23 protein-coding genes are annotated in these 24,269 nt (G+C 59.2%); 8 read left to right on the top strand and 15 right to left on the bottom strand.

The genetic code is table 11. The features are described 5' to 3' along the window. Positions 1-22: 22 nt before the first annotated feature. The 3 genes from GT756_RS22570 to GT756_RS22560 all read left to right on the top strand — a co-directional run bounded on the left by GT756_RS22570 (position 23) and on the right by GT756_RS22560 (position 2,524). The gene (locus tag GT756_RS22570; protein WP_160125085.1) at positions 23-1,933 is read left to right on the top strand and encodes a transcription antiterminator; all 1,911 of its coding nucleotides are present in this window, start codon (positions 23-25) and stop codon (positions 1,931-1,933) included. Between the two features lie 77 nt (positions 1,934-2,010). Continuing rightward, positions 2,011-2,253, top strand: a complete 243-nt coding sequence (locus GT756_RS22565; RefSeq protein WP_101839288.1) for a type II toxin-antitoxin system RelB/DinJ family antitoxin — start codon at positions 2,011-2,013, stop codon at positions 2,251-2,253. Beyond that, positions 2,243-2,524 carry a type II toxin-antitoxin system RelE/ParE family toxin gene (locus GT756_RS22560; RefSeq protein ID WP_049092408.1) on the top strand — a complete coding sequence of 94 codons (282 nt, stop codon included), beginning with the start codon at positions 2,243-2,245 and terminating at the stop codon, positions 2,522-2,524. The genes GT756_RS22565 and GT756_RS22560 overlap by 11 nt, the downstream gene beginning before the upstream one ends. A 3-nt stretch (positions 2,525-2,527) precedes the next feature. Here the strand turns inward: GT756_RS22560 and nrdG are convergent, their stop codons facing one another. From nrdG to treR, 5 genes are all read right to left on the bottom strand, one after another. Then, positions 2,528-2,992, bottom strand: coding sequence for an anaerobic ribonucleoside-triphosphate reductase-activating protein (nrdG, locus tag GT756_RS22555; RefSeq protein WP_032456904.1), 465 nt, complete (start codon positions 2,990-2,992; stop codon positions 2,528-2,530). Between the two features lie 308 nt (positions 2,993-3,300). Further along, on the bottom strand, positions 3,301-5,439 hold the full coding sequence (gene nrdD / locus GT756_RS22550; protein WP_160125084.1) for an anaerobic ribonucleoside-triphosphate reductase: 2,139 nt from the start codon (positions 5,437-5,439) through the stop codon (positions 3,301-3,303). A gap of 385 nt (positions 5,440-5,824) precedes the next feature. After that, entirely contained in the window at positions 5,825-7,480 is a 1,656-nt protein-coding gene (gene treC / locus GT756_RS22545; RefSeq protein ID WP_049092407.1) for an alpha,alpha-phosphotrehalase, read from the bottom strand. A 51-nt stretch (positions 7,481-7,531) separates the two neighbouring features. Continuing rightward, the gene (gene treB / locus GT756_RS22540; protein WP_049092406.1) at positions 7,532-8,950 is read right to left on the bottom strand and encodes a PTS trehalose transporter subunit IIBC; all 1,419 of its coding nucleotides are present in this window, start codon (positions 8,948-8,950) and stop codon (positions 7,532-7,534) included. Between the two features lie 130 nt (positions 8,951-9,080). Beyond that, complete coding sequence (gene treR / locus GT756_RS22535; RefSeq protein ID WP_004206520.1) at positions 9,081-10,028, bottom strand: trehalose operon repressor TreR; 948 nt, start codon at positions 10,026-10,028, stop codon at positions 9,081-9,083. Between treR and mgtL the strand changes: the two genes are divergently transcribed. After that, entirely contained in the window at positions 10,009-10,260 is a 252-nt protein-coding gene (gene mgtL / locus GT756_RS26400) for a mgtA regulatory leader peptide MgtL (protein ID WP_349817321.1), read from the top strand. The two genes, treR and mgtL, sit on opposite strands and share 20 nt — an antisense overlap. A 145-nt stretch (positions 10,261-10,405) precedes the next feature. Continuing rightward, a complete protein-coding gene (gene mgtA / locus GT756_RS22530) occupies positions 10,406-13,114 on the top strand; it encodes a magnesium-translocating P-type ATPase (protein ID WP_049092405.1) in 2,709 nt (902 codons plus the stop codon). 73 nt (positions 13,115-13,187) lie between these two features. Here mgtA and ridA read toward each other — a convergent pair whose 3' ends face one another. From ridA to GT756_RS22505, 5 genes are all read right to left on the bottom strand, one after another. Next, positions 13,188-13,574 (bottom strand): 2-iminobutanoate/2-iminopropanoate deaminase, encoded by a 387-nt coding sequence (ridA, locus tag GT756_RS22525; RefSeq protein WP_002886926.1) that lies wholly within the window; start codon positions 13,572-13,574, stop codon positions 13,188-13,190. Positions 13,575-13,726: 152 nt separating this feature from the next. Then, positions 13,727-14,188 (bottom strand): aspartate carbamoyltransferase regulatory subunit, encoded by a 462-nt coding sequence (gene pyrI, locus GT756_RS22520; protein ID WP_002886927.1) that lies wholly within the window; start codon positions 14,186-14,188, stop codon positions 13,727-13,729. A 14-nt stretch (positions 14,189-14,202) separates the two neighbouring features. After that, positions 14,203-15,138, bottom strand: coding sequence for an aspartate carbamoyltransferase (gene pyrB / locus GT756_RS22515; RefSeq protein WP_065878153.1), 936 nt, complete (start codon positions 15,136-15,138; stop codon positions 14,203-14,205). 2 nt (positions 15,139-15,140) lie between these two features. Next, positions 15,141-15,200: a pyrBI operon leader peptide gene (locus tag GT756_RS26285; RefSeq protein WP_227650304.1), complete on the bottom strand. Its 60-nt coding sequence runs from the start codon at positions 15,198-15,200 to the stop codon at positions 15,141-15,143. Then, positions 15,175-15,279 carry a pyrBI operon leader peptide gene (locus GT756_RS22505; RefSeq protein ID WP_002886930.1) on the bottom strand — a complete coding sequence of 35 codons (105 nt, stop codon included), beginning with the start codon at positions 15,277-15,279 and terminating at the stop codon, positions 15,175-15,177. The genes GT756_RS26285 and GT756_RS22505 overlap by 26 nt, the downstream gene beginning before the upstream one ends. A 194-nt stretch (positions 15,280-15,473) precedes the next feature. On the opposite strand from GT756_RS22505, the gene GT756_RS22500 reads away from it, so the two are divergent. Further along, positions 15,474-15,926, top strand: a complete 453-nt coding sequence (locus GT756_RS22500) for a YhcH/YjgK/YiaL family protein (protein ID WP_017900567.1) — start codon at positions 15,474-15,476, stop codon at positions 15,924-15,926. Between the two features lie 69 nt (positions 15,927-15,995). Here GT756_RS22500 and argF read toward each other — a convergent pair whose 3' ends face one another. Beyond that, positions 15,996-17,000, bottom strand: coding sequence for an ornithine carbamoyltransferase (argF, locus tag GT756_RS22495; RefSeq protein WP_032456908.1), 1,005 nt, complete (start codon positions 16,998-17,000; stop codon positions 15,996-15,998). A 163-nt stretch (positions 17,001-17,163) separates the two neighbouring features. Here argF and rraB point away from each other — a divergent pair, with 163 nt between their 5' ends. Next, positions 17,164-17,586, top strand: a complete 423-nt coding sequence (gene rraB, locus GT756_RS22490; RefSeq protein ID WP_004206524.1) for a ribonuclease E inhibitor RraB — start codon at positions 17,164-17,166, stop codon at positions 17,584-17,586. Between the two features lie 58 nt (positions 17,587-17,644). Beyond that, positions 17,645-18,409 (top strand): tRNA isopentenyl-2-thiomethyl-A-37 hydroxylase MiaE, encoded by a 765-nt coding sequence (miaE, locus tag GT756_RS22485; protein WP_043519333.1) that lies wholly within the window; start codon positions 17,645-17,647, stop codon positions 18,407-18,409. Positions 18,410-18,690: 281 nt separating this feature from the next. Here the strand turns inward: miaE and GT756_RS22480 are convergent, their stop codons facing one another. The 4 genes from GT756_RS22480 to pepA form a co-directional block, all read right to left on the bottom strand. Next, on the bottom strand, positions 18,691-19,194 hold the full coding sequence (locus tag GT756_RS22480) for a GNAT family N-acetyltransferase (RefSeq protein WP_017900565.1): 504 nt from the start codon (positions 19,192-19,194) through the stop codon (positions 18,691-18,693). Positions 19,195-19,313: 119 nt separating this feature from the next. Next, entirely contained in the window at positions 19,314-22,169 is a 2,856-nt protein-coding gene (locus tag GT756_RS22475) for a valine--tRNA ligase (protein ID WP_017900564.1), read from the bottom strand. Continuing rightward, complete coding sequence (holC, locus tag GT756_RS22470) at positions 22,169-22,612, bottom strand: DNA polymerase III subunit chi (RefSeq protein ID WP_004206530.1); 444 nt, start codon at positions 22,610-22,612, stop codon at positions 22,169-22,171. Before holC ends, GT756_RS22475 begins: the two co-directional genes overlap by 1 nt. Positions 22,613-22,733: 121 nt before the next feature. Beyond that, the gene (gene pepA / locus GT756_RS22465; protein ID WP_004206531.1) at positions 22,734-24,245 is read right to left on the bottom strand and encodes a leucyl aminopeptidase; all 1,512 of its coding nucleotides are present in this window, start codon (positions 24,243-24,245) and stop codon (positions 22,734-22,736) included. Between the last annotated feature and the right edge of the window lie 24 nt (positions 24,246-24,269).

The raw sequence follows: 24,269 nt of genomic DNA, 5'->3' as shown, positions 1-24,269 counted from the left end.
GCCGTAACCACAAGGAACTGACATGCGATTTCCCAACCAACGCTTAGCGCAACTCTTCACCCTGCTGCGGAATGAAACGCTGCCGCAGGATGAGCTGGCGCAACGCCTGTCGGTTTCCACCCGTACCGTGCGCGCCGATATTACCGCCCTGAATGCGCTACTGGCGCAGTATGGCGCGCAGTTTATCCTTAACCGCGGCAGTGGTTATCAGCTGAAAATTGATAACCCGGCGAGCTTTCAGACACTGGAGGAGACGTCGCCGAAGGCGCAGCATGTCCCGCGTACCGCCCAGGATCGCATCACGTTTCTGCTGGTGCGTTTTCTGACATCGGCGTTCTCCATCAAGCTGGAAGACCTGGCGGATGAGTGGTTCGTCAGCCGCGCCACGCTGCAGAACGATATGGTCGAGGTGCGCGAGCGCTTCCAGCGCTATCAGCTCACCCTTGAAAACCGCCCGCGCCACGGTATGAAGCTGTTTGGCAGCGAGGTATCGGTTCGCGCCTGCCTCACCGACCTGCTGTGGGAGCTGGCCCAGCAGGGCGGTATCGCGCCGCCGATCGGCGCCGAGGCCTTTGCCGCGGAGGTGCCTGCGCTGCTGGAGCCCGTGCTGCAGGAGACGCTAACCCGGCACCATATTCGCCTCACCGACGTCGGCGAGCGCTTTATCTGCCTGTACGGGGCGGTGGTGGTGCGCCGCGTCAGCGAAGGCTACCCGCTGGCGGATTTCAGTGCTGAAGATGTGGCGCAGAACGTCCGTGATGCCGCGCGCGATCTGGCGGGCGAACTGCAGCGGCTGGCCGGTAAACCTTTATCGCCCGCGGAAGAAGAGTGGCTGTGCGTGCATATCGCCGCCCGTCAGGTACAGGACGTGGACCCGGAAACCATCAGCGCCGACGATGACGAAGCGCTGGTCAACTACATCCTGCGCTACATCAACAGCCAGTATAACTACAATCTGCTGGACGATGCCCAGCTGCACGCCGATCTGCTGACCCACATAAAGACCATGATCACCCGCGTACGCTACCAGATCATGATCCCCAATCCGCTGCTGGATAACATCAAACAGCACTACCCGATGGCCTGGGATATGACCCTCGCCGCGGTCTCCAGCTGGGGCAAATACACGCCTTATACCATTAGCGAAAACGAAATCGGTTTTCTGGTGCTGCATATCGGCGTCGGGCTGGAGCGCCACTACAACATCGGTTACCAGCGTCAGCCGCAGGTGCTGCTGGTGTGCGATACCAGCAATGCGATGGTGCGGATGATTGAGGCGATCCTGCAGCGCAAATATCCGCAGCTGGAGATCGCCGCCACTATTTCCCAGCGCGAGTACGAACAGCGGGACGCGATCGAGGCGGATTTTGTTATCTCCACGGTGCGGATCAGCGAAAAAGACAAGCCGGTAGTGACCATCGCGCCGTTCCCCACTGACTATCAACTGGATCAGATCGGCAAGCTGGTGCTGGTGGACCGCACCCGTCCGTGGATGCTGAATAAGTACTTCGATGCCGCCCATTTCCGGGTGATCGACACGCCGATGGATCAGCAAACGCTGTTCGCCGGACTGTGTCAGCAGCTGCTGGAGGAAGGCTTCGTCGATGCGGAGTTTCATGCTTCGGTGGTGGAGCGTGAAGCGATCGTCAGCACCATGCTCGGCGACGGTATTGCGCTGCCGCACTCCCTGGGTCTGCTGGCGAAAAAGACGGTGGTCTATACCGTTATTGCCCCGCAGGGCATCGCCTGGGGGGACGAAACCGCCCATATCATCTTCCTGCTCGCTATCAGCAAGCGCGAGTATGAAGAGGCGATGGCGATCTACGATATTTTCGTGACTTTCCTGCGCGAGCGCGCCATGAGCCGCCTCGCCACGACCCGCAGCTTCGATGAGTTTAAAATGGTGGCGATGGAATGCGTCAGCCGGTTTTGAGAGGCGTTTTCCAGATTCGAGTGTAATTCAAATGTAATGCTATAATGCATTACAAAATATCCCTTTCTGGAGGCATAATGGCCACGCTCAACGTTCGACTGGATGATAAACTCAAAAAAGAGGCTTATGCCGTGCTGGAGAAACTCGATATGACGCCAACGGAGGCGGTACGCCTGCTGTTTCAATACATTGCGGAAAATGGCCGCATGCCGGTGAAAAGTATGACTATCAGCGATAGCGAAGCGGCATTATTACGCACCGTCCGCGAGCGGCTGGAAAACCCACGGCCGGGGGTTAAGGTGAGTCTGGATGACCTATGAACTGGAGTTTGATCCACGAGCCTGGCGCGAATGGCAGCTTGGCGAGACGGTCAAAAAACAGTTCAAAAATAAGCTCCAGCAGATTGTGCAGAATCCGCGAATTGAGTCGGCCAGGCTGAGCGATTTGCCGGATTGCGACAAAATCAAGCTTAAGGCGTCAGGTTATCGGCTGGTGTATCAAGTACGAGATAGGGTGGTGGTGGTTTACGTTATTGCCATTGGCAAAAGAGAGAAAGCGGCCGTTTATCATCAGGCGAATAAACGGCTCTAAACGCTATCGCAAATGATGCACGACCTGGTTGCTGCTGCCGCGCCAGATCAGCGCCGGGTCTTTTAAATCCTGCACAAACTTACCGTCGACCAGCACGTTGATCAGGTTCACCACCTGCATCTGCGCCTCATTCAGCTCTTCCAGCTTATAGCCGGTCCAGACCCAGATATCTTTGCCGGGGCATTCGGCGCGCACGCGCTGAACCAGCTTTAAGATCTCCGCGATGTTTTGCGGATGCAGCGGATCGCCGCCGGAGAGTGAAATCCCCTGGCGCTTGATGCGGGTATCGTTGAGGTCGGCAATGATGCGGTCGGCCATCTCGGTCGTGAAGGGCATGCCGGAATTCACCCTCCAGGTGCTTTTGTTGTAGCAGCCCGGGCACTCATGGACGCAGCCGGAGACAAACAGGGTGCAGCGGGTGCCGGGGCCGTTGACAATATCTACCGGGTAGTACTGATGGTAATTCATTTTTCGCTTCTCAATTAACGCCATAGCGGCGTTGGCTGCGCTCGCTCGCCCGGGTCACTTACTCCAGTAAGCTCCCCGGGACTTACTCGTTTGCCGCCTTGCTACAACGCCAACTGATTTGAGGAAACCCACCTGGCTGTCTGGGATCCCTTCGTTTGCCGCCTTGCTCTGACGTTATTTGCTTTGCGAAAACGGAGGAGTGCGGCCATTTCCCGGCGTCGCTGCGCTCGGCCGGGCTACGACTCACCAGGCAGTGGTAGCCCGGATAAGGCGCTGCGCGCCGCTATCCGGGAAAAGCGCATTGTTCTTTAACCGATCTGCCCATTGCCCAGGTGCTTCACGCGGCGCTTCACTTCTTCCTGCTTGCCGGCGTTGAACGGACGCGCGTCCGGGCTACCGAGGTAGCCGCACACCCGGCGGGTAACGGAAACGCGGGAGGCGTCGTGGTTACCGCATTTCGGGCAGGTAAAACCCTTGCTGGTGCACTCGAACTCGCCGGTGAAACCACACTCGTAGCATTCATCGATCGGCGTATTGGTTCCGTAATACGGCACATGCTGATAGCTGTAATCCCACACGTCCTCCAGCGCCTTCAGGTTGTGCTGGATGTTCGGGTATTCGCCGTAGCAAATGAAGCCCCCGTTGGCCAGCGGCGGATACGGCGCTTCAAAATCGATCTTGTCGTACGGGTTGACCTTCTTCTCCACGTCGAGGTGGAAGCTGTTGGTGTAGTAACCTTTGTCGGTCACCCCTTCCACCACGCCAAACTCGGCGGTATCGAGACGGCAGAAGCGATCGCACAGGTTTTCGCTCGGCGTGCTGTACAAGCTAAAGCCGTAGCCGGTCTCTTCCTTCCACAAATCGACGGCGTCGCGCAGGCGCTGGACGATGGCCACACCCTTCTCGCGCAGCGCCTCGCTGTCGTACATGTGCTGATTGCCGTACAGTGCATTGATGGTTTCATGGATACCGATATAGCCCAGCGAAATCGACGCCCGGCCGTTTTTGAAAATCTCGGAGACGTCGTCGTCGGCTTTCAGTCGCACGCCGCAGGCCCCTTCCATATAGAGGATCGGCGCCACGCGCGCTTTTACCCCTTCCAGGCGGGCAATACGGGTCATCAGCGCTTTGCGCGCCAGCTGCAGGCGATCGTCCAGCAACGCCCAGAAGGCGGCTTCGTCGCCTTTCGCTTCCAGGGCGATGCGCGGCAGGTTGAGGCTGATAACGCCGAGGTTATTGCGCCCATCGTGCACCTGCTCGCCGTTCTCGTTTTCCCACACCCCGAGGAAGCTGCGGCAGCCCATCGGCGTTTTAAACGACCCGGTAACCTTCACCACCTGGTCGTAGTTGAGGATATCCGGGTACATGCGCTTGCTGGCGCACTCCAGCGCCAGCTGTTTGATGTCGTAGTTCGGATCGCCGAACTTATGGTTCAGGCCGTCACGGATCGCGAACACCAGTTTCGGGAACACCGCGGTCTTACGGTTTTTACCGAGGCCGGCAATGCGGTTACGCAGAATCGACTGCTGGATCAGCCGCGATTCCCAGCTGGTGCCGAGGCCGAACCCGAAGGTGACGAACGGCGTCTGGCCGTTGGCGGTATGCAGCGTGTTAACCTCATACTCCAGCGACTGGAAGGCGTCGTAGCACTCTTTTTCGGTACGGGCGCGGGCATAGCCTTCGGCATCCGGGATCTGCCACTCTTCGGCGATTTTGCGATGCTTGTTAAAGCTTTCGCTGACGAACGGCGCCAGCACTTCATCGATGCGGTTAATGGTGGTGCCGCCGTAAATATGGCTGGCGACCTGGGCGATGATCTGCGCTGTCACCGCGGTGGCGGTAGAGATAGACTTCGGCGGCTCGATCTCCGCGTTGCCCATCTTAAAGCCCTGGGTCAGCATGCCTTTCAGGTCGATCAGCATGCAGTTAAACATGGGGAAAAAGGGCGAGTAATCGAGGTCATGATAGTGGATCATGCCGCGTTCGTGGGCCATCACCACATCGTGAGGCAGCAGGTGCTGCCGGGCGTAGTGCTTGGCGACGATACCGGCCAGCAGGTCGCGCTGGGTCGGGATGACTTTACTGTCCTTGTTGGCGTTTTCGTTGAGCAGCGCGGAGTTGGTCTGCTCGACGAGACCGCGGATCTCCTGATTGAGGCGGCCGCGCTTCTCACGCTGGCTATCGCGGTCATGGCGATACTCAATGTAGGCGCGCGCCAGCTGCTTATAGGGGCCGGACATCAGCTGGTTTTCCACCGCGGTCTGGATCTCATTGATGTCGACCTGGGCGCGGCCCTGCATTTGTTGGCTAACGACTTCTGCGACGGTGGCGCAATAGTCTGCGTCATCGACTCCCGCTGCTTTAGCTGCACGCAGAATCGCTTCCTGAATGCGCTCTGACTTGAACGGCACTTTACAGCCATCACGTTTCATCACATGCGGTGTCATGATCACTCCATATATAGAACAGGTTATCCACAGAGGCGGAGGTTATCCCGAAGGCGCTGCACGCTACGGCTCGTGCTGTTTGCCTTCAGGTCCGGCCCGTTTTATCCACATCTCATCACCGCCAGACATCGACAAGATATGGTGACATAATAGACGATTAATACAACATGTAGGGCCGGGACGCATTTTAAGTTCTATATGTAGTGATTTGCATCAAAGATGTTTGCGATTTTATTGACCCAGAACAAGGTAAAAAGGTGAGAGTACGGATGATGGGCGCTGGCGATAAATGTAAATTTATCTGGCTGGAAAATAAGCAAAAATGCCTGGCGTTCGCCTCCGGCGCCAGGCATGACATTCTCATCTCGGGAGGGCAGGGGATACCTTACGCCTGCAGCCACCATACCGCTTCGAACGGCCGCAGCGTCAGCCCGGTCGGGCGGGGCGTGGTCTCGGCATAGTTGCTGATAATCATCTTCCAGTCGCCTGGGGCCTCCTCTGGCTGCCAGGTCTGCAGGTCGCGGCTCAGGTTGGCGGCGACCACCAGCGTTTGCCCCTGCCACTGACGGCGATAGCACCACAGCGACGGATGCTCCGGCAGCAGATCCTCGTAATCGCCCCAGGTCAGCAGCGGCAGGGTTTTACGCAGCGTAATCAGCTGCTGATAGGCATAAAACACTGAATCGGGGTCCGCCAGCGCCGCCTCGACGTTGATCTCCTGGTAATTATCGCCAAGGCCGATCCACGGTTCGCCATCGCTAAAGCCACCGTTCTCGCCACTATGCCACGGCATCGGCGTGCGGCTGTTGTCGCGCGATTTGCTGGCAAGGATTGCCAGCAGTTCGTCCGGGCTTTGTCCCTGCGCCGCACGTTCGATAAACATATTGTGGCTCTCGACGTCGCGATAATCGCTGATGCTGTTGAAGTGCGGATTGGTCATGCCGATCTCTTCGCCCTGATAAATATAGGGCGTGCCCTGCATGCCGTGCAGCACCATCGCCAGCATCTTCGCCGCCGGCACCCGGTACGCGCCTTCGTCGCCAAAGCGCGAGACGATGCGCGGCTGATCGTGGTTACACCAGAACAGCGCGTTCCATGCCCGGTTGTGCATCCCCTGCTGCCAGTGGCGGAACAGCGCCTTCAGCGCCACATAGTCCGGGCGGGCGAGGGTCCATTTCTCTCCGCCGGGATAATCGACTTTTAAATGGTGGAAGTTAAAGGTCATCGACAGCTCGCGGCCGTCCAGCGCGGCGTACTGCTGGCAGTGTTCCAGCGAGGTGGAAGACATCTCGCCGACGGTCATCAGGTTACGCGGGGTGAAGACATCGCGGCTCATCTCCTGCAGGAACTCATGCACCCGCGGGCCGTCGGTATAGAAGCGGCGGCCATCCCCGTCCAGATCGCAGGGAAAGGTCTGGTCTTTTGAGATCAGGTTGACCACGTCGAGGCGCAGACCGTCGACGCCGCGGTCAGCCCAGAATTCGCAGACCTTTTTCAGCTCGGCGCGCACCGCCGGATTCTCCCAGTTGAGATCCGCCTGCTCAATGGCGAACAGGTGCAGATAATACTGCCCGCTGTCGGCGTGCCACTGCCAGGCGTTACCGCCAAATTTAGAGCGCCAGTTGTTCGGCAGGGCGTCCGGTTCGCCGTCGCGCCAGATATAGAACTGGCGGTAGGGACTCTCCTTATTCAGCGACTGACGGAACCATTCGTGTTCGGTCGAGGTATGGTTCAGCACCATATCCAGCACGATGCGGATCCCGCGCGCCTTCGCCTCCGCCACCAGGGCGTCAAAGTCGGCCATCGTGCCGTAGGAGGGATCGATGGCGGTGTAGTTCGCCACGTCGTAGCCGTTATCCACCTGCGGAGAGACGTAGAACGGCGTCAGCCAGATGGCGTCTACCCCAAGCTTTTGCAGATAGTCGAGGCGGGAGGTGACGCCGCGCAGGTCGCCGGTACCGCTGCCGGTGGTATCCTGAAAACTCTTCGGATAGATTTGATAAATAACGCCGTTTTGCCACCAGTGGGGGAGTTGATTCATAGTACTTTCCTGCTGCAACGAGGGGCGCCAAAGGCGCCCCGAAAGAAGAAGTTAGACAATCTGCAAGGTGCCATGACGGTACTTGCGCTGATACACCACGGTGGTGAGGATAATCGGCACCACCACTGCGATGGCCATCGCCATGGCGTACACCTGCCAGTAGGTTGGCTGGATGGAGAGGATCCCCGGCAGGCCGCCGACGCCGATGCCGTTCGCCAGCACGCCGTTCAGGCCGCACAGCAGGCCGGCGAGGCCGGAGCCGATCATTGCGCACAGCATCGGGAAGCGGTACTTCAGGTTGATACCGTACATTGCCGGCTCGGTGACCCCGAGATAGGCGGAGATCGCCGCCGGCACCGAGATTTCACGTTCATTCTGCTTGCGGCTGGCGATGATGATGCCGACCACCGCCGATGCCTGGGCAATGTTGGACAGCGCAATCAGCGGCCACACCGGGGTGCCGCCCATGCTTTGGATCATCTGCATATCGATGGCGAGGGTGGTCTGGTGGACGCCGGTGATCACCAGCGGCGCGTAGAGGAAGCCAAACAGCGCGGCGCCGATCGGCGCGAAGCTGCCGGTTAACAGATGGCGTACCGCGAAGGCCACGCCGTCGCCGATCAGGCGGCCGAACGGACCGATAATGGCGTGCGCGAGGAACACCGCGAGGATCAGCGAGCAGACCGGGACAATGACCAGGTAGAGGTAGTCCGGCACAATGCGCTTGAGGCGCGTCTCGATAAAGCCTAAGGCCAGGCCAGCCAGCAGGGCCGGGATCACCTGCGCCTGGTAGCCGACTTTGGCAATGGTAAACAGGCCGAAGTTCCACACCTCCGGCACCTGCTGGCCGAGGAGATAGGCGTTCATCAGCTGCGGGGACACCAGGGTGACGCCAAGGACGATCCCGAGGATCGGCGTGCCGCCCATCTTCTTCACCGCTGACCAGCAGATCCCCACCGGCAGATAGAAGAAGATCGCCTCGCCAATCAGCCACAGGAAGTCATAGATGGTTTTCAGCGACGGGTGCATCTGGGCCAGCGTCTGGCCGTTGCTCATGGGCAGGTCGCCGATGACGTTGCGGAAACCGAGGATCAGACCGCCGCTGATCAGCGCCGGCAGCAGTGGGAAGAAGATCTCGGCGAAGTGCGAGATCAGCTGTTCATGCCACTTCATATTTTGCCGCGCGGCCTGTTTGACCTGCTCTTTATCGGCGGAAGTCTGGCCAGTCGTCGCCAGCAGGGCTTTGTAGTAATCGCCCACCTCGGTGCCGATGACCACCTGGAACTGGCCGGCGTTAGTGAAGCATCCCTTCACCATGCGCAGCTGCTCAATCTCTTTTGGTCTGGCGATGGCCGGGTCGTTCAGCACAAAGCGCAAACGGGTAATACAGTGGCTGACGGTGGCGATATTGCCGCGCCCGCCCACCAGTTCGATCAGTTTATCGATGTCCTGCTGGTTTACTTTGCTCATGATGAAGCCTCAAAAACAGAGGGGAGAGATGCCGTTTTTACCTTGAGGGCATCCTAACCGTTCCGCTTAATTTGCAAAATGGGAACGTTCCCGAAACCCGGCGACGATCACATAAATCGCCCGAACGAGATTAATTCAGGGCGGCGGGAATCACGATCTGGCGGGGATCGACGCTGCCGGCGATCTGCTCGATCAACTGCCGGGCGGCCCGGCGTCCGGACTCGGCATAGCCAGGATCGACGGTCAATATTTCCGGGTGGAGAAACTTCATCAGCGGCGTGCTGCCGACGCTGGCGAGCTGCAGCGCATCGCGGCCCTGCTGCTGGAGATATTTGCTGGCGCCGAGGGCGAGGGTATCGGTGGCGCAGACCAGGGCGCTGGTCTCGGCCGTCAACACGCTGGCGACGGTGTCATACCCCTGCTTCATGCCCAGCCCCGGCAGGGCGGCGGTGGGCGTCAGACGATGCTTTTTACAGAAGGCGAGGTAGGCGAGATGGCGGCGTTCGCCGGTGGTGACGTCGCTGTGCGGTACACCAAGGAAGCTGATGTGGCGATGTCCGCGTTCGTAGAGCCGCTGCATCAGCAGCGTGATGGCCCCCTCGTCGTCATAGCACACCGAGGCGAAGCCGGGGGCGTCGCGGGCCATCAGCACCAGGGTGTCGCGCCAGGGGGCGAGCATCGCCTCGTCGATGCCGGTAAAACCGAACAGTACCACGCCGTCAATATTACGCCGGGCGAGCATGCCGAGATGCTCCTCCACCAGCCCCGGGGAGAACTGACTCTCCATCATAATCGGGTCGTAACCCTGCTCATAAAAGGCGGGCAGCATGGTCTGCACGGCGAGGTTTTCCGACAGCGAATCGAGACGGGTGACGATAATCGCCACCACTTTATCGCTCTGGCCGCGCATGGCGCGGGCGGAGCGAGAGGGCGAGAAACCGTGCTGCTGCATCACCGCTTCGACGCGCTCGCGGGTCCGTTCGCTGACCCCGCTCTCGTTGTTGAGGACGCGGGATACCGTTGATTTCCCTACGCCGCTTAAGCGCGCGATATCTTTGATGGTCAGCCGGTTCTGCATGCGGAATTCTCGTCAGGGGGTAGAAGTGAGCATAATGCTACTCAACCAAACCGCAATGAGCAAAGTCTGGTTTACGTTCGGTTTAGTTGCGCGGGTTTATCATCGCCATTATTGCCACACAATCCTTAACGAGGGCGCTATAATCCGCGCCGTTTATATTCACTTACCGGAGATAGTTATGGACCCCGATCCCACTCCTCATCCTCGATGGAGCAACCTTTCTTTCCGGTAAGCCTGTTTAACACTGCTTTACCGGAAAGCGTAAAGCAGTGGCGTCCTTGATGTCCCTGCCATAAAAATAACATGCCTGACAGGTAGGTTTTGCTACGCCCGTCGGCAACGCTGCGTTCGCTTGCGCGAGCGCGGAGGGACTGTTTATGCTGAAAAATTATACCCGGCAGCTGTTCGCACAGCTTAGCCGCCATCTGCCACGCCGTTTAGTCCAGCGCGATCCGCTGCCGGACGCCCGTCATCTGGCGAGCGGCCCCATTCCTGAGTCGCTGGGCAAACAGTGCCTGGACGTGGCGGCGATGGACGACCAGGAGATCTGGCGCGCCTTTGACAGCCACCCTGAAGGGCTCAATGAAGGCGAAGTGGCGGCGAAAATCCTCAAACACGGTGACAACCAGATCCCGGCGCAGAAGCCCTCGCCGTGGTGGGTGCATCTGTGGACCTGCTACCGCAACCCGTTCAATCTGCTGTTGACGGTGCTCGGCATCGTCTCCTATTCCACCGAGGATCTGTTCGCCGCCGGGGTTATCGCCCTGATGGTGGGGATCTCGACGCTGCTCAACTTCATCCAGGAGGCGCGCTCGACCAAAGCGGCGGATGCGCTGAAGGCGATGGTGAGCAATACCGCCACCGTGCTGCGGGTGGTCAACGAGCAGGGGGAGAGCCGCTGGCTGGAACTGCCTATCGACCAGCTGGTGCCGGGCGACATCATCAGGCTGTCGGCGGGAGACATGATCCCGGCCGACCTGCGTATCCTGCAGGCGCGGGATCTGTTCGTCGCCCAGGCCTCGCTGACCGGCGAATCGCTGCCGGTGGAGAAAGTGGCCCGCAGCCGCGATCCGCTGCAGCAGAACCCGCTGGAGTGCGACACCCTGTGCTTTATGGGCACCAACGTGGTGAGCGGCTCGGCGCAGGCCATCGTTTTCGCCACCGGCGGCCACACCTGGTTTGGTCAACTGGCCGGCCGCGTCAGCGAGCAGGAGAACGAGCCGAACGCCTTCCAGAAAGGCATCAGTCGGGTGAGCATGTTGCTGATCCGCTTTATGCTGGTAATGGCCCCGGTGGTGCTGCTGATCAATGGCTACACCAAAGGCGACTGGTGGGAGGCGGCGCTGTTCGCGCTGTCGGTGGCGGTCGGCCTGACGCCGGAGATGCTGCCGATGATCGTCACCTCGACGCTGGCGCGCGGGGCGGTGAAGCTGTCAAAACAAAAGGTGATCGTCAAACACCTCGACGCCATTCAGAATTTTGGCGCGATGGACATCCTCTGCACCGATAAAACCGGCACCCTGACCCAGGATAAAATCGTGCTGGAGAACCATACCGACGTCTCCGGCAAGGTCAGCGAGCGGGTACTGCATGCCGCCTGGCTCAACAGCCACTACCAGACCGGCCTGAAAAACCTGCTCGACACCGCGGTGCTGGAGGGCGTTGAGCTGGAGGCCGCCCGCGGGCTGGCGGCGCGCTGGCAGAAGGTAGATGAGATCCCCTTCGACTTCGAACGCCGCCGCATGTCGGTGGTGGTGAAAGAGCAGGACGACGCGCATCAACTGATCTGCAAAGGGGCGCTGCAGGAGATCCTCAACGTCTCAACCCAGGTGCGCTACAACGGCGATATCGTGCCGCTTGACGACACCATGCTGCGCCGCATTCGCCGGGTGACCGACACCCTCAACCGGCAGGGGCTGCGGGTGGTGGCGGTAGCGACCAAATATCTGCCGGCCCGCGAAGGCGACTACCAGCGCGCCGATGAGTCGGACCTGATCCTGGAAGGCTACATCGCTTTCCTCGATCCGCCGAAAGAGACCACCGCTCCGGCGCTGAAAGCGTTAAAAGCCAGCGGCATCACGGTGAAGATCCTCACCGGCGACAGCGAGCTGGTGGCGGCCAAGGTGTGCCATGAAGTGGGGCTGGATGCCGGCGAAGTGGTGATTGGCAGCCAGATTGAAGCGATGAGCGACGACGAGCTGGCGGCGCTGGCGAAACGCACCACGCTCTTCGCCCGCCTGGCGCCGCTGCATAAGGAGCGTATCGTGACGCTGCTGAAACGCGAAGGCCACGTGGTGGGCTTTATGGGCGACGGCATCAACGACGCCCCGGCGCTGCGCGCGGCGGACATCGGCATCTCGGTCGACGGCGCGGTGGATATTGCCCGCGAGGCGGCGGATATCATTCTGCTGGAGAAGAGCCTGATGGTACTGGAGGAGGGGGTGATCGAAGGACGCCGCACCTTCGCCAACATGCTTAAGTACATCAAAATGACCGCCAGCTCCAACTTCGGCAACGTCTTCAGCGTGCTGGTGGCCAGCGCCTTCCTGCCGTTTCTGCCGATGCTGCCGCTGCACCTGTTGATTCAAAACCTGCTGTACGATGTCTCCCAGGTGGCGATCCCGTTCGATAACGTCGATGATGAACAGATCCGCAAACCGCAGCGCTGGAACCCGGCCGATCTCGGGCGCTTTATGGTCTTCTTCGGCCCGATCAGCTCGATTTTCGATATCCTCACCTTCGGCCTGATGTGGTGGGTGTTCCACGCCAATACCGTGGAGATGCAGACCCTGTTCCAGTCCGGCTGGTTTATCGAGGGGCTGCTGTCGCAAACGCTGATTGTGCACATGATCCGCACCCGGCGCATTCCCTTCGTCCAGAGCCGCGCCGCCTGGCCGCTGTTCGCCATGACCCTGGTGGTGATGGCGGTGGGGATCGCGCTGCCGTTCTCGCCGCTGGCGGGCTATCTGCAGCTGCAGGCTCTGCCGCTGAGCTACTTCCCGTGGCTGGTGGCGATCCTGGCGGGCTATATGGTGCTGACCCAAACCGTCAAAGGCTTCTACAGCCGCCGCTACGGCTGGCAATGAGGGGAAGGTTTACGGATGACCCACGTAAAAAAGGCAGCCTGCGGGCTGCCTTTTTTCATGCCGAGGTTAGCGATCAGCGACGCACGGCGATGGCTTCGATCTCGATCTTCACATCTTTCGGCAGACGCGCCACTTCAACGCAGGAGCGCGCCGGGAAGGTGGCGTTGTGCTCGGTGAAGAACGCTTCGTAAGTGGCGTTAACGGTAGCGAAATCGTTGAGGTCTTTGACGAAAACGGTGGTCTTGACGATATCGCCGACGGTGAGGCCAGCGGCTTCAACGATCGCTTTCACGTTGTTCAGCGACTGGCGCGCCTGTGCGGACACGTCTTCCGGAACGCTGCCGGTTTTCGGGTCGACCGGGATTTGGCCAGAGGTGATGATCATGCTGCCGAGGTCAACGCCCTGAACGTATGGGCCAATCGCTGCTGGTGCATTTTCCGTCGCAATAGTTTTGCTCATGTTATCTCCAGATGAACTGAGTAATGTTACGCAAAATCATTCAGGTTGCCGCCAGGCGATAAGCGCTGTATCGCCGGCGCAGACGCCGCCTGAAGGACGAAGCGTAGGGTGGTAGCCATTATAGGGAGGCCTACCACCAATACCAACCGCATTTAGTTGGCCAGCACCACATAATGAGAAAACTCTTTTTCGCAGTATTTACATTTGAGTGCGATGTCATCAGCGCGCTTTTTCACTGCAAAACTGGAAGAAACCGGTTCGGCGTGGCTGATACAGTTGCTGTTCGGGCAGACCAGCACGCTGTCGATACGATCCGGCAGGCTCGGGCGGGATTTGCCCACCACTTCGTAATCATCAATGCGGTTTACCGTCGCCTGCGGGGCGTATAACGACAGCTGGTTAACCTGCTCGTCGGTCAGGAAGGTGTTCTCGATTTTAATCAAGTCTTTGCGGCCCATCTCGCCGGAGGGCAGGTTCAGGCCGATGGTGATGCGCTGGTCGGTTTCGGTCAGTTTGAACAGGGTGAGCAGCTTAAAGCCGACCTGCGCCGGGATGTGGTCGATCACGGTGCCGCGTTTGATCGCTTCTACCTGCAGTTTATTGTCGTGTGTCATCTCTCATTTCCCCCTTACAGAGCCAGCTCGCTATTCAGTACCAGTGCCAGTAACGCCTGGCGGGCGAAGATGCCGTTACCGGCCTGCTGGAAGTACCAGGCGTGCGGCGTTTTATCGACATCGGTGGTGATTTCGTCAATGCGCGGCAGCGGGTGCAGCACCTTCATGTTAGCGCGCGCCCCTTCAAGGTCGGTGGCGCGCAGGACGAACTGCGCTTTGACGTTGGCATATTCCGACGGATCCAGACGCTCTTTCTGCACGCGGGTCATGTACAGAATATCCACTTCCGCCATTACGTCGTCGATGGCGCTATGCAGGCTCCAGGCGATACCTTTTTCATCCAGCATATCGAGGATGTATTGCGGCATGGCCAGCGCGTCCGGGGCGATGAAGTAGAAGCGGTTGCCGCTGAATTTGGCCAGCGCCTGGGTCAGGGAGTGGACGGTACGGCCATACTTCAGATCGCCGACCATCGCCACGTTGAGGTTTTCGAGTCGGCCCTGGGTCTCCTGAATGGTGAACAGGTCGAGCAGGGTCTGGGTCGGGTGCTGGTTAGCGCCGTCGCCGGCGTTCAGTACCGGCACGCCGCCGGAGAATTCGGTCGCCAGGCGGGCCGCGCCCTCCTGCGGATGACGCATCACGATGGCGTCAACGTAGGTGCTGATGACGGAGATGGTATCCGCCAGCGTTTCCCCTTTTTTGCCCAGCGAGGTGTTGGCGCTGTCGGAAAAGCCGACCACGCTGGCCCCCAGGCGGTGCATCGAGGTTTCAAAAGAGAGGCGGGTGCGGGTCGAGGCTTCAAAGAAACAGCTGGCGATAACCTTATGCTTCAGCAGCTCGGGTTGTGGATTGGCTTTCAGCTTTGCCGCCGTCGCCAGCACCAGTTCGAGGTCTTCGCGGCTGAGATCGTTTATGGAAATGATATGTTTTTGATATAGCGGGTTAGCCATGCTTATCTCCTGACGCCTGGGCAAAAAAAAAGCCCCTTAAATAAGGGGCTTCGGGAATCCAATGAGCAACGGAAAGAAAAACGGCAGGCCAGCGTCTGCATTGAGACGCGCTAAGACAGAATGTCGTACGCAATTGGCCATGCTTCCTCCCGGCAAAACGACTGGCATTATACGCAGACCGTTATGACGATCAAGCGATTCATTCACAATCAGGTAATCGTTTGCCTGCAGAAAAGTGCGCCAGCGCAAAGAACCATGAAACTGTACTGGTATGGCAGCGGCGATGGGGGTATAAAACGCAAAAATGAAATGTTGTTTTATATTTGAGGTAAGCGATGATTATTGGCAATATCCACCATCTGCAGCCGTGGCTGCCGGCCGCGCTGCGCGAGGCTATCGAACACGTTATCGCCCATGTCAGCGAGGCGACGCCGCTGGGTAAACACGATATCGACGGCGACAACCTGTTTTATCTGATTTCCGAAGACACCACCGAGCCGCAGGCCGCACGCCGTGCGGAATATCATACCCGCTATCTCGATATCCAGATTGTGCTCCGCGGCAGCGAGGGGATGACCTTCAGCACCTTGCCGGCAGGAGAGCCGCAGACCGACTGGCTGGCGGAGAAAGACATCGCTTTCCTGGCGGAGGGGACGCAGGAGCAAACGGTGATCCTTAACGAAGGGGACTTTGTGGTGTTTTATCCCGGGGAAGTGCATAAACCGCTGTGCGCCGTGGGCGCGCCGGCGAAGGTGCGCAAAGCGGTGGTGAAGATGCTGATGGCGTAACGCAGCGCCCTGACGGGCGGTATCCCGGATACGCGCCGAGCGATCCGGGATTTGACGGCGAGCGAAGGACTATTTGCTCAGCGTCGCCACCATCACCGCTTTGATGGTGTGCATCCGGTTTTCCGCCTGGTCAAAGACCACGCTTGCCGCCGACTCAAACACCTCGTCAGTCACTTCCATGCCGCCGTGCAGGCCGTAATCGGCCGCCATCTGTTTGCCCAGCGTGGTCTGGTCGTCATGGAACGCCGGCAGGCAGTGGAGGAACTTGACCTGCGGATTGCCGGTCAGCGCCAGCATCGCGCTGTTAACCTGATAGTCGCGCAGCAGGGCGATACGTTCGGCCCATTTTTCCTTCGCCTCGCCCATTGAGACCCAGACGTCGGTATAGATAAAATCGGCGCCTTTCACCCCCGCGGCGATATCTTCCGTCAGGGTGATGTTGCCGCCCTGCTGTTTCGCCAACGCGGTACAGGTTTCCACCAGCGCGGCCTCCGGCCAGCAGGCCGATGGCGCCACCAGGCGCAGATCCAGACCGGTCAACGCGGCGGCTTCCAGCATCGAATTGCCCATGTTGTTGCGCGCGTCGCCGGCGTAGACCAGCGTCATCTGGTTAAAGGCTTTGCCCGGCAGGTGCTCTTTCATGGTCAGCAGGTCCGCCAGCAGCTGGGTAGGGTGGTACTCGTTGGTGAGGCCGTTCCATACCGGCACGCCGGCATATTGCGCCAGGGTCTCCACCACTTCCTGGCCGTGGCCGCGATACTGAATGCCGTCGTACATCCGTCCGAGCACACGGGCGGTGTCCTTGATCGACTCTTTATGGCCAATCTGGCTGCCGCTGGGCCCCAGGTAGGTCACGCGGGCGCCCTGATCGTATGCGGCAACTTCGAAAGAGCATCGTGTACGGGTTGAGTCTTTTTCGAAGATGAGCGCGATGTTTTTCCCTGCCAGTTTCTGGACTTCGATACCGTTTTTCTTATCGGCTTTCAGCTTTGCCGCCAGCTCGAGCAGGGCGGTGATTTCTGCAGGCGTAAAATCGAGTAACTTTAAAAAATGCTTCTGGTAAAACGCAGACATGGTTCCCTCACCTGGCATAGGCCACTAATTGAATTAAAATTCAATTTATATGTATGAATATTCATTTGCAAGTCTGTGATCGAAATCTTTCACTGAGAAGTGGAGGCAATGACGGCGGTATGTGACAATAGGGATAACTGCCGCACATTATGAGGAACGAGCCATGGCAAACCCGGAACACCTGGAAGAACAGCGTGAAGAGACGCGTCTGATTATCGAAGAGCTGCTGGAGGATGGCAGCGATCCGGACGCACTGTACACGATTGAGCATCACCTCTCTGCAGACGATTTCGAAACCCTGGAGAAAGTGGCGGTGGAAGCCTTTAAGCTGGGCTACGAAGTAACCGAGCCCGAAGAGCTGGAAGTGGAAGAGGGTGAAGTGGTCATCTGCTGCGATATTCTGAGCGAATGCGCCCTGAACGCAGAACTGATCGATGCCCAGGTGGAACAGCTGATGACGCTGGCAGAAAAATTTGACGTCGAGTATGACGGGTGGGGCACCTACTATGAAGACCCCAACGGCGAAGAAGACGGCGATGATGACGAAGATTTTGTCGATGAAGACGACGATGGCGTTCGTCACTAAGTCGCAGATGTTGTAGATGGATACGGCGGCGCCAGCCGCCGTATAGCAAGGAACTTCCATGGATTACCCGCAGATACTCTCCCCGATTATCAACTTCCTGCACTGCCCGACGCCGCAGGCGTGGATTGACGAAGCCCGCAAGCCGGAAAACCTGCCGCTGCTGCTGACCGACCATATGGTGTGCGAACTGAAAGCGGCGCAGAACGCCATGCTGCTGGTGCGTCGCTACGTCGCGGATAAAGCCGACGCCGATGAGCTTCTGGACTGCCTGAAGCCGTATGAAGACTTCACCTACCGCCGGGGGCCGGAGCCGGATTTTGTCGCTCTGCATAAGCGGATCAACAAAAGCGCCATGCCGCAGACCGACGACCCATGGGGCCGTCAGCTGCTGGACAGCATGATTTTGCTGATTAAAGAGGAGCTGCATCACTTCTGGCAAGTGCGGGAGATGATGCTGGCGCGCGATATCCCCTATGTCAAAATCACCGCCAGCAACTATGCCCGCGGCCTGCGGCGCGAAGTGCGCTCACATGAGCCGGTGATGCTGATCGATAAGCTCATCTGCGGCGCCTATATCGAGGCCCGCTCCTGCGAGCGCTTTGCGGCGCTGGCGCCGTGGCTGGACGACGATCTGCAGAAGTTCTATCTGTCGCTGCTGCGCTCGGAAGCGCGTCACTATCAGGACTACCTGGATCTGGCGCAGAAGATTGCCGGAGAAGATATCAGCGAGCGGGTACGCCAGCTCGGCGAGGCGGAAGCGGCGCTGATCCTCCGTCCGGAGGCCGAGTTCCGCTTTCACAGCGGCGTGCCGGCGGCGGCGTAGCCCACGCTATTCGGCCCCTGTAGCCCCGGTAGCCACTAATACCGGCAGTTTCAGTAGTCATGGGGAGAGATAGCGTTGAGAGCTTCAGCTCGCAATAGTACGGGCAGTAGGTTGGGTAAGGCGTTAGCCGCCACCCGACAAAAAAACGGCACCGCGAGCACGGGTAAGGTGCAAGCAGTGCCATCCGGGACATACCCCGGCTCGCGCTGCGCTTAGCCGGGCTACCGAACTGTCGCCCCGGTAAGCGTAGCGCTACCGGGGACGCCTGCGATATCGAGGCGCTACAGCGTTTTCAACATCCGCACTTCGCAGTCCACGTGGCCGGTGCAGCCCAGCGGACCGTCAATATGTTCGAAGCCAAGATGCTCATATAAGCCGATCGCCTCCGTCAGGAAGGCGGTGGTTTCCAGATAGCAGCGTTTAAAGCCCTGCTCGCGGGCGTAGTCCAGCGCCAACAGCGCCAGCTTCTTCGCCAGCCCCTGGCCGCGGGCGCTGGTCATAAAATACATTTTCTGCAGCTCGCAGATATCCGGCTCGCTGCAGGCGAGCGGCGCGACGCCGCCGCCGCCAACCACTTCTCCCTCTTTCTCCACCACCCAGTAGGCGGAGCCGGGCTGGCTGTACAGCTCATACAGCTCATCGAGATTCGGGTCGGCGACCGTATAGCCTTTATCGGCGGTCAGGCCGTATTCAGCGGAGACCTGACGGATGACCCTGGCGATGGCGGGATTGTCTGCCGCCGTAATGCGACGCAGCAACGTCGCCGCGGGGACGCTCGTATTCATACAATGACTCATTACCCAAAAAAGACGAATGATGATGTTAATAACATCGCGGCAGGGGAGAGCGCAAGCGAGGATGTTTCATAAAAACGCCCCTTGCCGGGTGGCAAGGGGCGGGAGGGTTACAGCGCGGCGATCACTGCCTGCTGTTCAATCAGCTTCGCTTTCGCTTCCGCGTAGCCTTCCAGCTTCTCGCGCTCTTTGGCGATCACCGCTTCCGGCGCGCGGGCGACAAAGCCTTCGTTGGCCAGCTTGCTTTCGATGCGGCCAATCTCGCCTTCGATTTTCGCCACTTCTTTCGCCAGACGCGCCAGCTCATCTTCTTTGTTGATGAGGCCCGCCATCGGGATCAGCAGTTCGGCGCCGTCGACGATCTTGGTCACCGAGACCGGACCTTTATCCTCGGCAGGCAGCACGGTAATGCTTTCCAGACGCGCCAGATTCAGCAGGAAGCTGCGGTTGTCGTTCACGCGACGCTCGGCCTCTTTGCTGCAGCCGCGCAGCAGCAGTTCCAGCGGTTTGCCCGGAGCGATGTTCATTTCCGCACGGATGTTACGCACGGCGACGATCGCCTGCTTCAGCCATTCGGTGTCGGCCAGCGCCGCGTCGTCCACCTGAGAGGCATCGTACTGCGGGAACGGCTGCAGCATGATGGTGTCGGCGGTGATCCCGCAGATGACCTTCACGCGCTGCCAGATGGTCTCGGTGATGAACGGAATGATCGGATGCGCCAGGCGCAGCAGACCTTCCAGCACAGTCACCAGCGTATGGCGAGTGCCGCGCAGCTCCGCTTCGCTGCCGCCGTTCATGACCGGCTTGGTCAGTTCCAGGTACCAGTCGCAGAACTGGTTCCAGGTGAACTCATACAGGATGCCGGCGGCGATATCGAAGCGGAAGTTATCCAGCGCTTCGCGATACGCTTTGACGGTGTGGTTGAATTCCGCAAGGATCCAGCGGTCGGCCAGGGAGAGCACCATCTCGCCGCCGTTGAAGCCGCAATCCTGATCTTCGGTGTTCATCAGCACAAAGCGGCTGGCGTTCCACAGCTTGTTACAGAAGTTACGGTAACCTTCCAGACGCTTCATATCCCAGTTGATGTCGCGGCCGGTAGAGGCCAGCGCCGCCAGGGTGAAGCGCAGGGCGTCGGTGCCGTGCGGCTCGATGCCGTTCGGGAACTGTTTCTCGGTGCGCTTACGGATTTTCTCCGCCAGCTGCGGCTGCATCATGTTGCCGGTACGTTTCTCCAGCAGCTCCGGCAGGGTGATGCCGTCAACCATATCCAGCGGGTCAATAACGTTACCCTTGGATTTGGACATCTTCTGGCCTTCGTCATCGCGGATCAGACCAGTCATGTAGACGGTCTTAAACGGAACCTGCGGTTTACCGTTTTCATCTTTGATGAAGTGCATGGTCATCATGATCATGCGGGCGATCCAGAAGAAGATGATGTCGAAGCCGGACACCATCACGCTGGTTGGGTGGAACTGACGCAGGGCGTCGGTGTTTTCCGGCCAGCCGAGGGTGGAGAAGGTCCACAGCGCGGAGGAGAACCAGGTATCGAGAACGTCTTCGTCCTGACGCAGCGCAACGTCGGCGCTCAGGTTGTTTTCCTGACGCACTTCGTCTTCGCTACGGCCCACGTAGACGTTGCCGTCGTTGTCATACCATGCCGGAATGCGGTGACCCCACCACAGCTGACGGGAGATACACCAGTCCTGAATATCGCGCATCCAGGAGAAGTACATGTTTTCGTACTGCTTCGGCACGAACTGGATGTCGCCGTTTTCAACGGCTTCCACCGCCGGCTTGGCCAGCACGTCCGCGCGCACGTACCACTGGTCGGTCAGCATCGGTTCGATAACCACGCCGCCGCGGTCGCCGTAAGGGACGGTCAGGTCGTGCGGTTTGATCTCTTCCAGCAGGCCGAGGGCGTCAACCGCCGCAACGACGGCTTTACGCGCCGCGAAGCGTTCCAGTTTCTGGAACTCCGCCGGGATCTCGCTGGAGTAGACGTCAGATTCATTGCCTTTGGTGTCGTACACTTCCGCGCTTTCGCGGATGTCGCCGTCAAAGGTCAGGATGTTGATCATCGGCAGCTGGTGACGACGACCCACTTCGTAGTCGTTAAAGTCGTGCGCCGGGGTGATCTTCACGCAGCCGGTGCCTTTCTCCATGTCGGCGTGTTCGTCGCCCACGATCGGGATGCGGCGGTTTACCAGCGGCAGCACCACGAATTTGCCAATCAGATCTTTGTAGCGCGGATCTTCCGGGTTAACGGCCACGCCGGTATCGCCCAGCAGGGTTTCCGGACGGGTAGTGGCGACCACCAGGTAGTCTTTACCGTCAGCGGTTTTCGCGCCATCGGCCAGCGGGTAGCGGATGTGCCACATCGAACCTTTCGATTCGCGGTTTTCCACTTCGAGGTCGGAAATGGCGGTGCGCAGTTTCGGGTCCCAGTTAACCAGGCGTTTACCGCGGTAGATCAGATCTTCTTTGTACAGGCGAACAAAGACTTCTTTCACGGCATTGGAAAGCCCCTCGTCCATGGTGAAGCGCTCGCGCTCCCAATCCACGGAGTTGCCGAGACGGCGCATCTGACGGGTAATGGTGCCGCCGGATTCCGCTTTCCACTGCCAGATTTTGTCGATGAAGGCGTCGCGGCCGTAGTCGTGGCGGGTTTTCCCTTCTTCAGCGGCAATCTTACGCTCAACCACCATCTGGGTAGCGATACCCGCGTGGTCGGTCCCCGCCTGCCACAGGGTGTTTTTGCCCTGCATGCGCTGGTAGCGAATCATGGTATCCATGATGGTTTGCTGGAAGGCATGACCCATATGCAAACTGCCGGTGACGTTCGGCGGCGGGATCATGATGCAGAAGCTCTCCTGGCTTTCATCACCATTCGGTTTGAAATAGCCCTGCTTTTCCCAGTGCTCGTAAAGCGGCTGTTCGATATCTTGTGGGTTGTATGTCTTTTCCATTATTTCCAGGTTGCCGTGTTCAGGTTGAAACCAGCCATGCGGTACGCCTTATAGCGTTCGCGCGCCAGTTGTTTCAGATTTTCTTCGTAAGGGACAAAGTCTATCACTTCTGTGAAAGCGGTGGCAAAATCTGCAAAGTTAAGCCGCAGGCTGATCAGAATATCCCGCGGGCTGCTGTTGCGCTTTTGCGGCCAGGCAATCTCCACCGGCGCGCCGCCTCGCGGGCCTTCGCCCGCCAGATTGTGCGGCACAAAGCTCTCCGGCGGCCGCGACCACAGCGCCTCATCGAGACGAATCGCCTGCTGCTCATCTTCACAGGCGATCAGGACGCGCTTGCCGTTGCGCCAACGTTCTGCGGCAATGTCACACACCAGCTGCTCGACGGCGCTCAGGCCGTCGACGGTGTCTTCGTTGTCCAGAAGGTAGAACGTTGCATTCTTCATATATGGGGCTTCTTGTCGTGGATTTAAATGCAAAGCCGGGTGGCGCTACGCTTACCCGGCCTACAAACGGCATCTTTCCGTAGGCCCGGTAAGCGTAGCGCCACCGGGCATCAGACGGCAATCACTCTTCGCCGTTAAAACCCGCGCGATTGAGCAGGAACTGCGACAGCAGAGCGACCGGACGACCGGTGGCGCCTTTGGCTTTGCCGGAACGCCAGGCGGTGCCGGCGATGTCGAGGTGCGCCCAGTTGTACTTGCGGGTGAAGCGCGACAGGAAGCAGCCGGCGGTGATCGCGCCGCCAGGACGGCCGCCGATATTCGCCATATCGGCAAAGTTGGATTCCAGCTGGTCCTGGAACTCATCGGCCAGCGGCAGACGCCATGCGCGGTCGCCCGCCAGTTCAGAGGCGCCGATCAGCTCATGGGCCAGCGGATTATGGTTCGACATCAGGCCGGTGATGTGATGGCCGAGGGCAATCACGCAGGCGCCGGTCAGCGTTGCGACATCGATAACCGCTTCCGGCTCGAAGCGCTCAACGTAGGTCAGCACATCGCACAGCACCAGACGGCCTTCGGCGTCGGTGTTCAGCACTTCCACCGTCTGGCCGGACATGGTGGTCAGAACATCGCCCGGGCGATACGCGCGACCGCCAGGCATGTTTTCACAGCCCGCCAGCACGCCGATCACGTTCAGCGGCAGCTGCAGCTCAGCAACCATCCGCATCACCCCGTACACCGCCGCCGCGCCGCACATGTCGTACTTCATCTCGTCCATGCCTTCAGCCGGCTTGATGGAGATGCCGCCGGAGTCGAAGGTCAGGCCTTTACCGACCAGCACGATAGGGCGCGCGTCTTCCGACGGGTTGCCTTTATACTCGATGACCGACATCAGCGACTCGTTCTGCGAACCGTTGCCGACGGCGAGGTAGGCGTTCATTCCCAGCTCGCGCATCTGCTGTTCGCCGATCACCCGGGTGATAACGTTTTTGCTATAGGTATCGGCCAGCTGGCGTGCCTGGGAGGCCAGATAGGCGGCGTTACAGATGTTCGGCGGCATGTTGCCGAGATCTTTCGCCGCTTTGATGCCAGCGGCGATCGCCAGCCCGTGCTGAATGGCGCGTTCGCCGCTGGTCAGCTCGCGACGGGTCGGCACGTTAAAGACCATTTTACGCAGCGGGCGACGCGGCTCGCTTTTGTTGGTCTTCAGCTGGTCGAAGCTGTACAGCGTCTCTTTGGCGGTTTCAACGGCCTGGCGAACTTTCCAGTAGTTGTTACGGCCCTTGACGTGCAGCTCGGTCAGGAAGCAGACCGCCTCCATTGAACCGGTATCATTCAGGGTATTGATGGTTTTCTGGATGACCTGCTTGTACTGACGCTCATCCAGTTCGCGCTCTTTGCCGCAGCCAATCAGCAGAATGCGCTCAGACAGAATGTTTGGCACATGGTGCAGCAATAACGTCTGGCCAGGTTTGCCTTCCAGCTCGCCGCGACGCAGCAGGGCGCTGATGTAGCCGTCGCTGATTTTATCGAGTTGTTCGGCGATGGGGGAGAGGCGACGTGGTTCAAAGACGCCGACCACGATACAGGCGCTCCGCTGCTTCTCCGGGCTACCGCTTTTTACACTGAACTCCATGCACTATGCTCCTGAATCTTAAAG

Source organism: Klebsiella sp. Q2, from assembly GCF_009900705.1.
GTDB classification, from domain to species: Bacteria; Pseudomonadota; Gammaproteobacteria; order Enterobacterales; family Enterobacteriaceae; genus Klebsiella; species Klebsiella quasipneumoniae.
This window is presented reverse-complemented; position numbering and strand designations above follow the sequence as displayed.

Coding starts and splice junctions, on each gene's coding strand:
- GT756_RS22570 (WP_160125085.1), top strand. CDS start 23: ATGCGATTTCCCAACCAACGCTTAGCGCAACTCTTCACCCTGCTGCGG.
- GT756_RS22565 (WP_101839288.1), top strand. CDS start 2,011: ATGGCCACGCTCAACGTTCGACTGGATGATAAACTCAAAAAAGAGGCT.
- GT756_RS22560 (WP_049092408.1), top strand. CDS start 2,243: ATGACCTATGAACTGGAGTTTGATCCACGAGCCTGGCGCGAATGGCAG.
- nrdG (WP_032456904.1), bottom strand. CDS start 2,992: ATGAATTACCATCAGTACTACCCGGTAGATATTGTCAACGGCCCCGGC.
- nrdD (WP_160125084.1), bottom strand. CDS start 5,439: ATGACACCGCATGTGATGAAACGTGATGGCTGTAAAGTGCCGTTCAAG.
- treC (WP_049092407.1), bottom strand. CDS start 7,480: ATGAATCAACTCCCCCACTGGTGGCAAAACGGCGTTATTTATCAAATC.
- treB (WP_049092406.1), bottom strand. CDS start 8,950: ATGAGCAAAGTAAACCAGCAGGACATCGATAAACTGATCGAACTGGTG.
- mgtL (WP_349817321.1), top strand. CDS start 10,009: ATGGTCAGCCGGTTCTGCATGCGGAATTCTCGTCAGGGGGTAGAAGTG.
- treR (WP_004206520.1), bottom strand. CDS start 10,028: ATGCAGAACCGGCTGACCATCAAAGATATCGCGCGCTTAAGCGGCGTA.
- mgtA (WP_049092405.1), top strand. CDS start 10,406: ATGCTGAAAAATTATACCCGGCAGCTGTTCGCACAGCTTAGCCGCCAT.
- ridA (WP_002886926.1), bottom strand. CDS start 13,574: ATGAGCAAAACTATTGCGACGGAAAATGCACCAGCAGCGATTGGCCCA.
- pyrI (WP_002886927.1), bottom strand. CDS start 14,188: ATGACACACGACAATAAACTGCAGGTAGAAGCGATCAAACGCGGCACC.
- pyrB (WP_065878153.1), bottom strand. CDS start 15,138: ATGGCTAACCCGCTATATCAAAAACATATCATTTCCATAAACGATCTC.
- GT756_RS22505 (WP_002886930.1), bottom strand. CDS start 15,279: ATGGCCAATTGCGTACGACATTCTGTCTTAGCGCGTCTCAATGCAGAC.
- GT756_RS22500 (WP_017900567.1), top strand. CDS start 15,474: ATGATTATTGGCAATATCCACCATCTGCAGCCGTGGCTGCCGGCCGCG.
- argF (WP_032456908.1), bottom strand. CDS start 17,000: ATGTCTGCGTTTTACCAGAAGCATTTTTTAAAGTTACTCGATTTTACG.
- rraB (WP_004206524.1), top strand. CDS start 17,164: ATGGCAAACCCGGAACACCTGGAAGAACAGCGTGAAGAGACGCGTCTG.
- miaE (WP_043519333.1), top strand. CDS start 17,645: ATGGATTACCCGCAGATACTCTCCCCGATTATCAACTTCCTGCACTGC.
- GT756_RS22480 (WP_017900565.1), bottom strand. CDS start 19,194: ATGAATACGAGCGTCCCCGCGGCGACGTTGCTGCGTCGCATTACGGCG.
- GT756_RS22475 (WP_017900564.1), bottom strand. CDS start 22,169: ATGGAAAAGACATACAACCCACAAGATATCGAACAGCCGCTTTACGAG.
- holC (WP_004206530.1), bottom strand. CDS start 22,612: ATGAAGAATGCAACGTTCTACCTTCTGGACAACGAAGACACCGTCGAC.
- pepA (WP_004206531.1), bottom strand. CDS start 24,245: ATGGAGTTCAGTGTAAAAAGCGGTAGCCCGGAGAAGCAGCGGAGCGCC.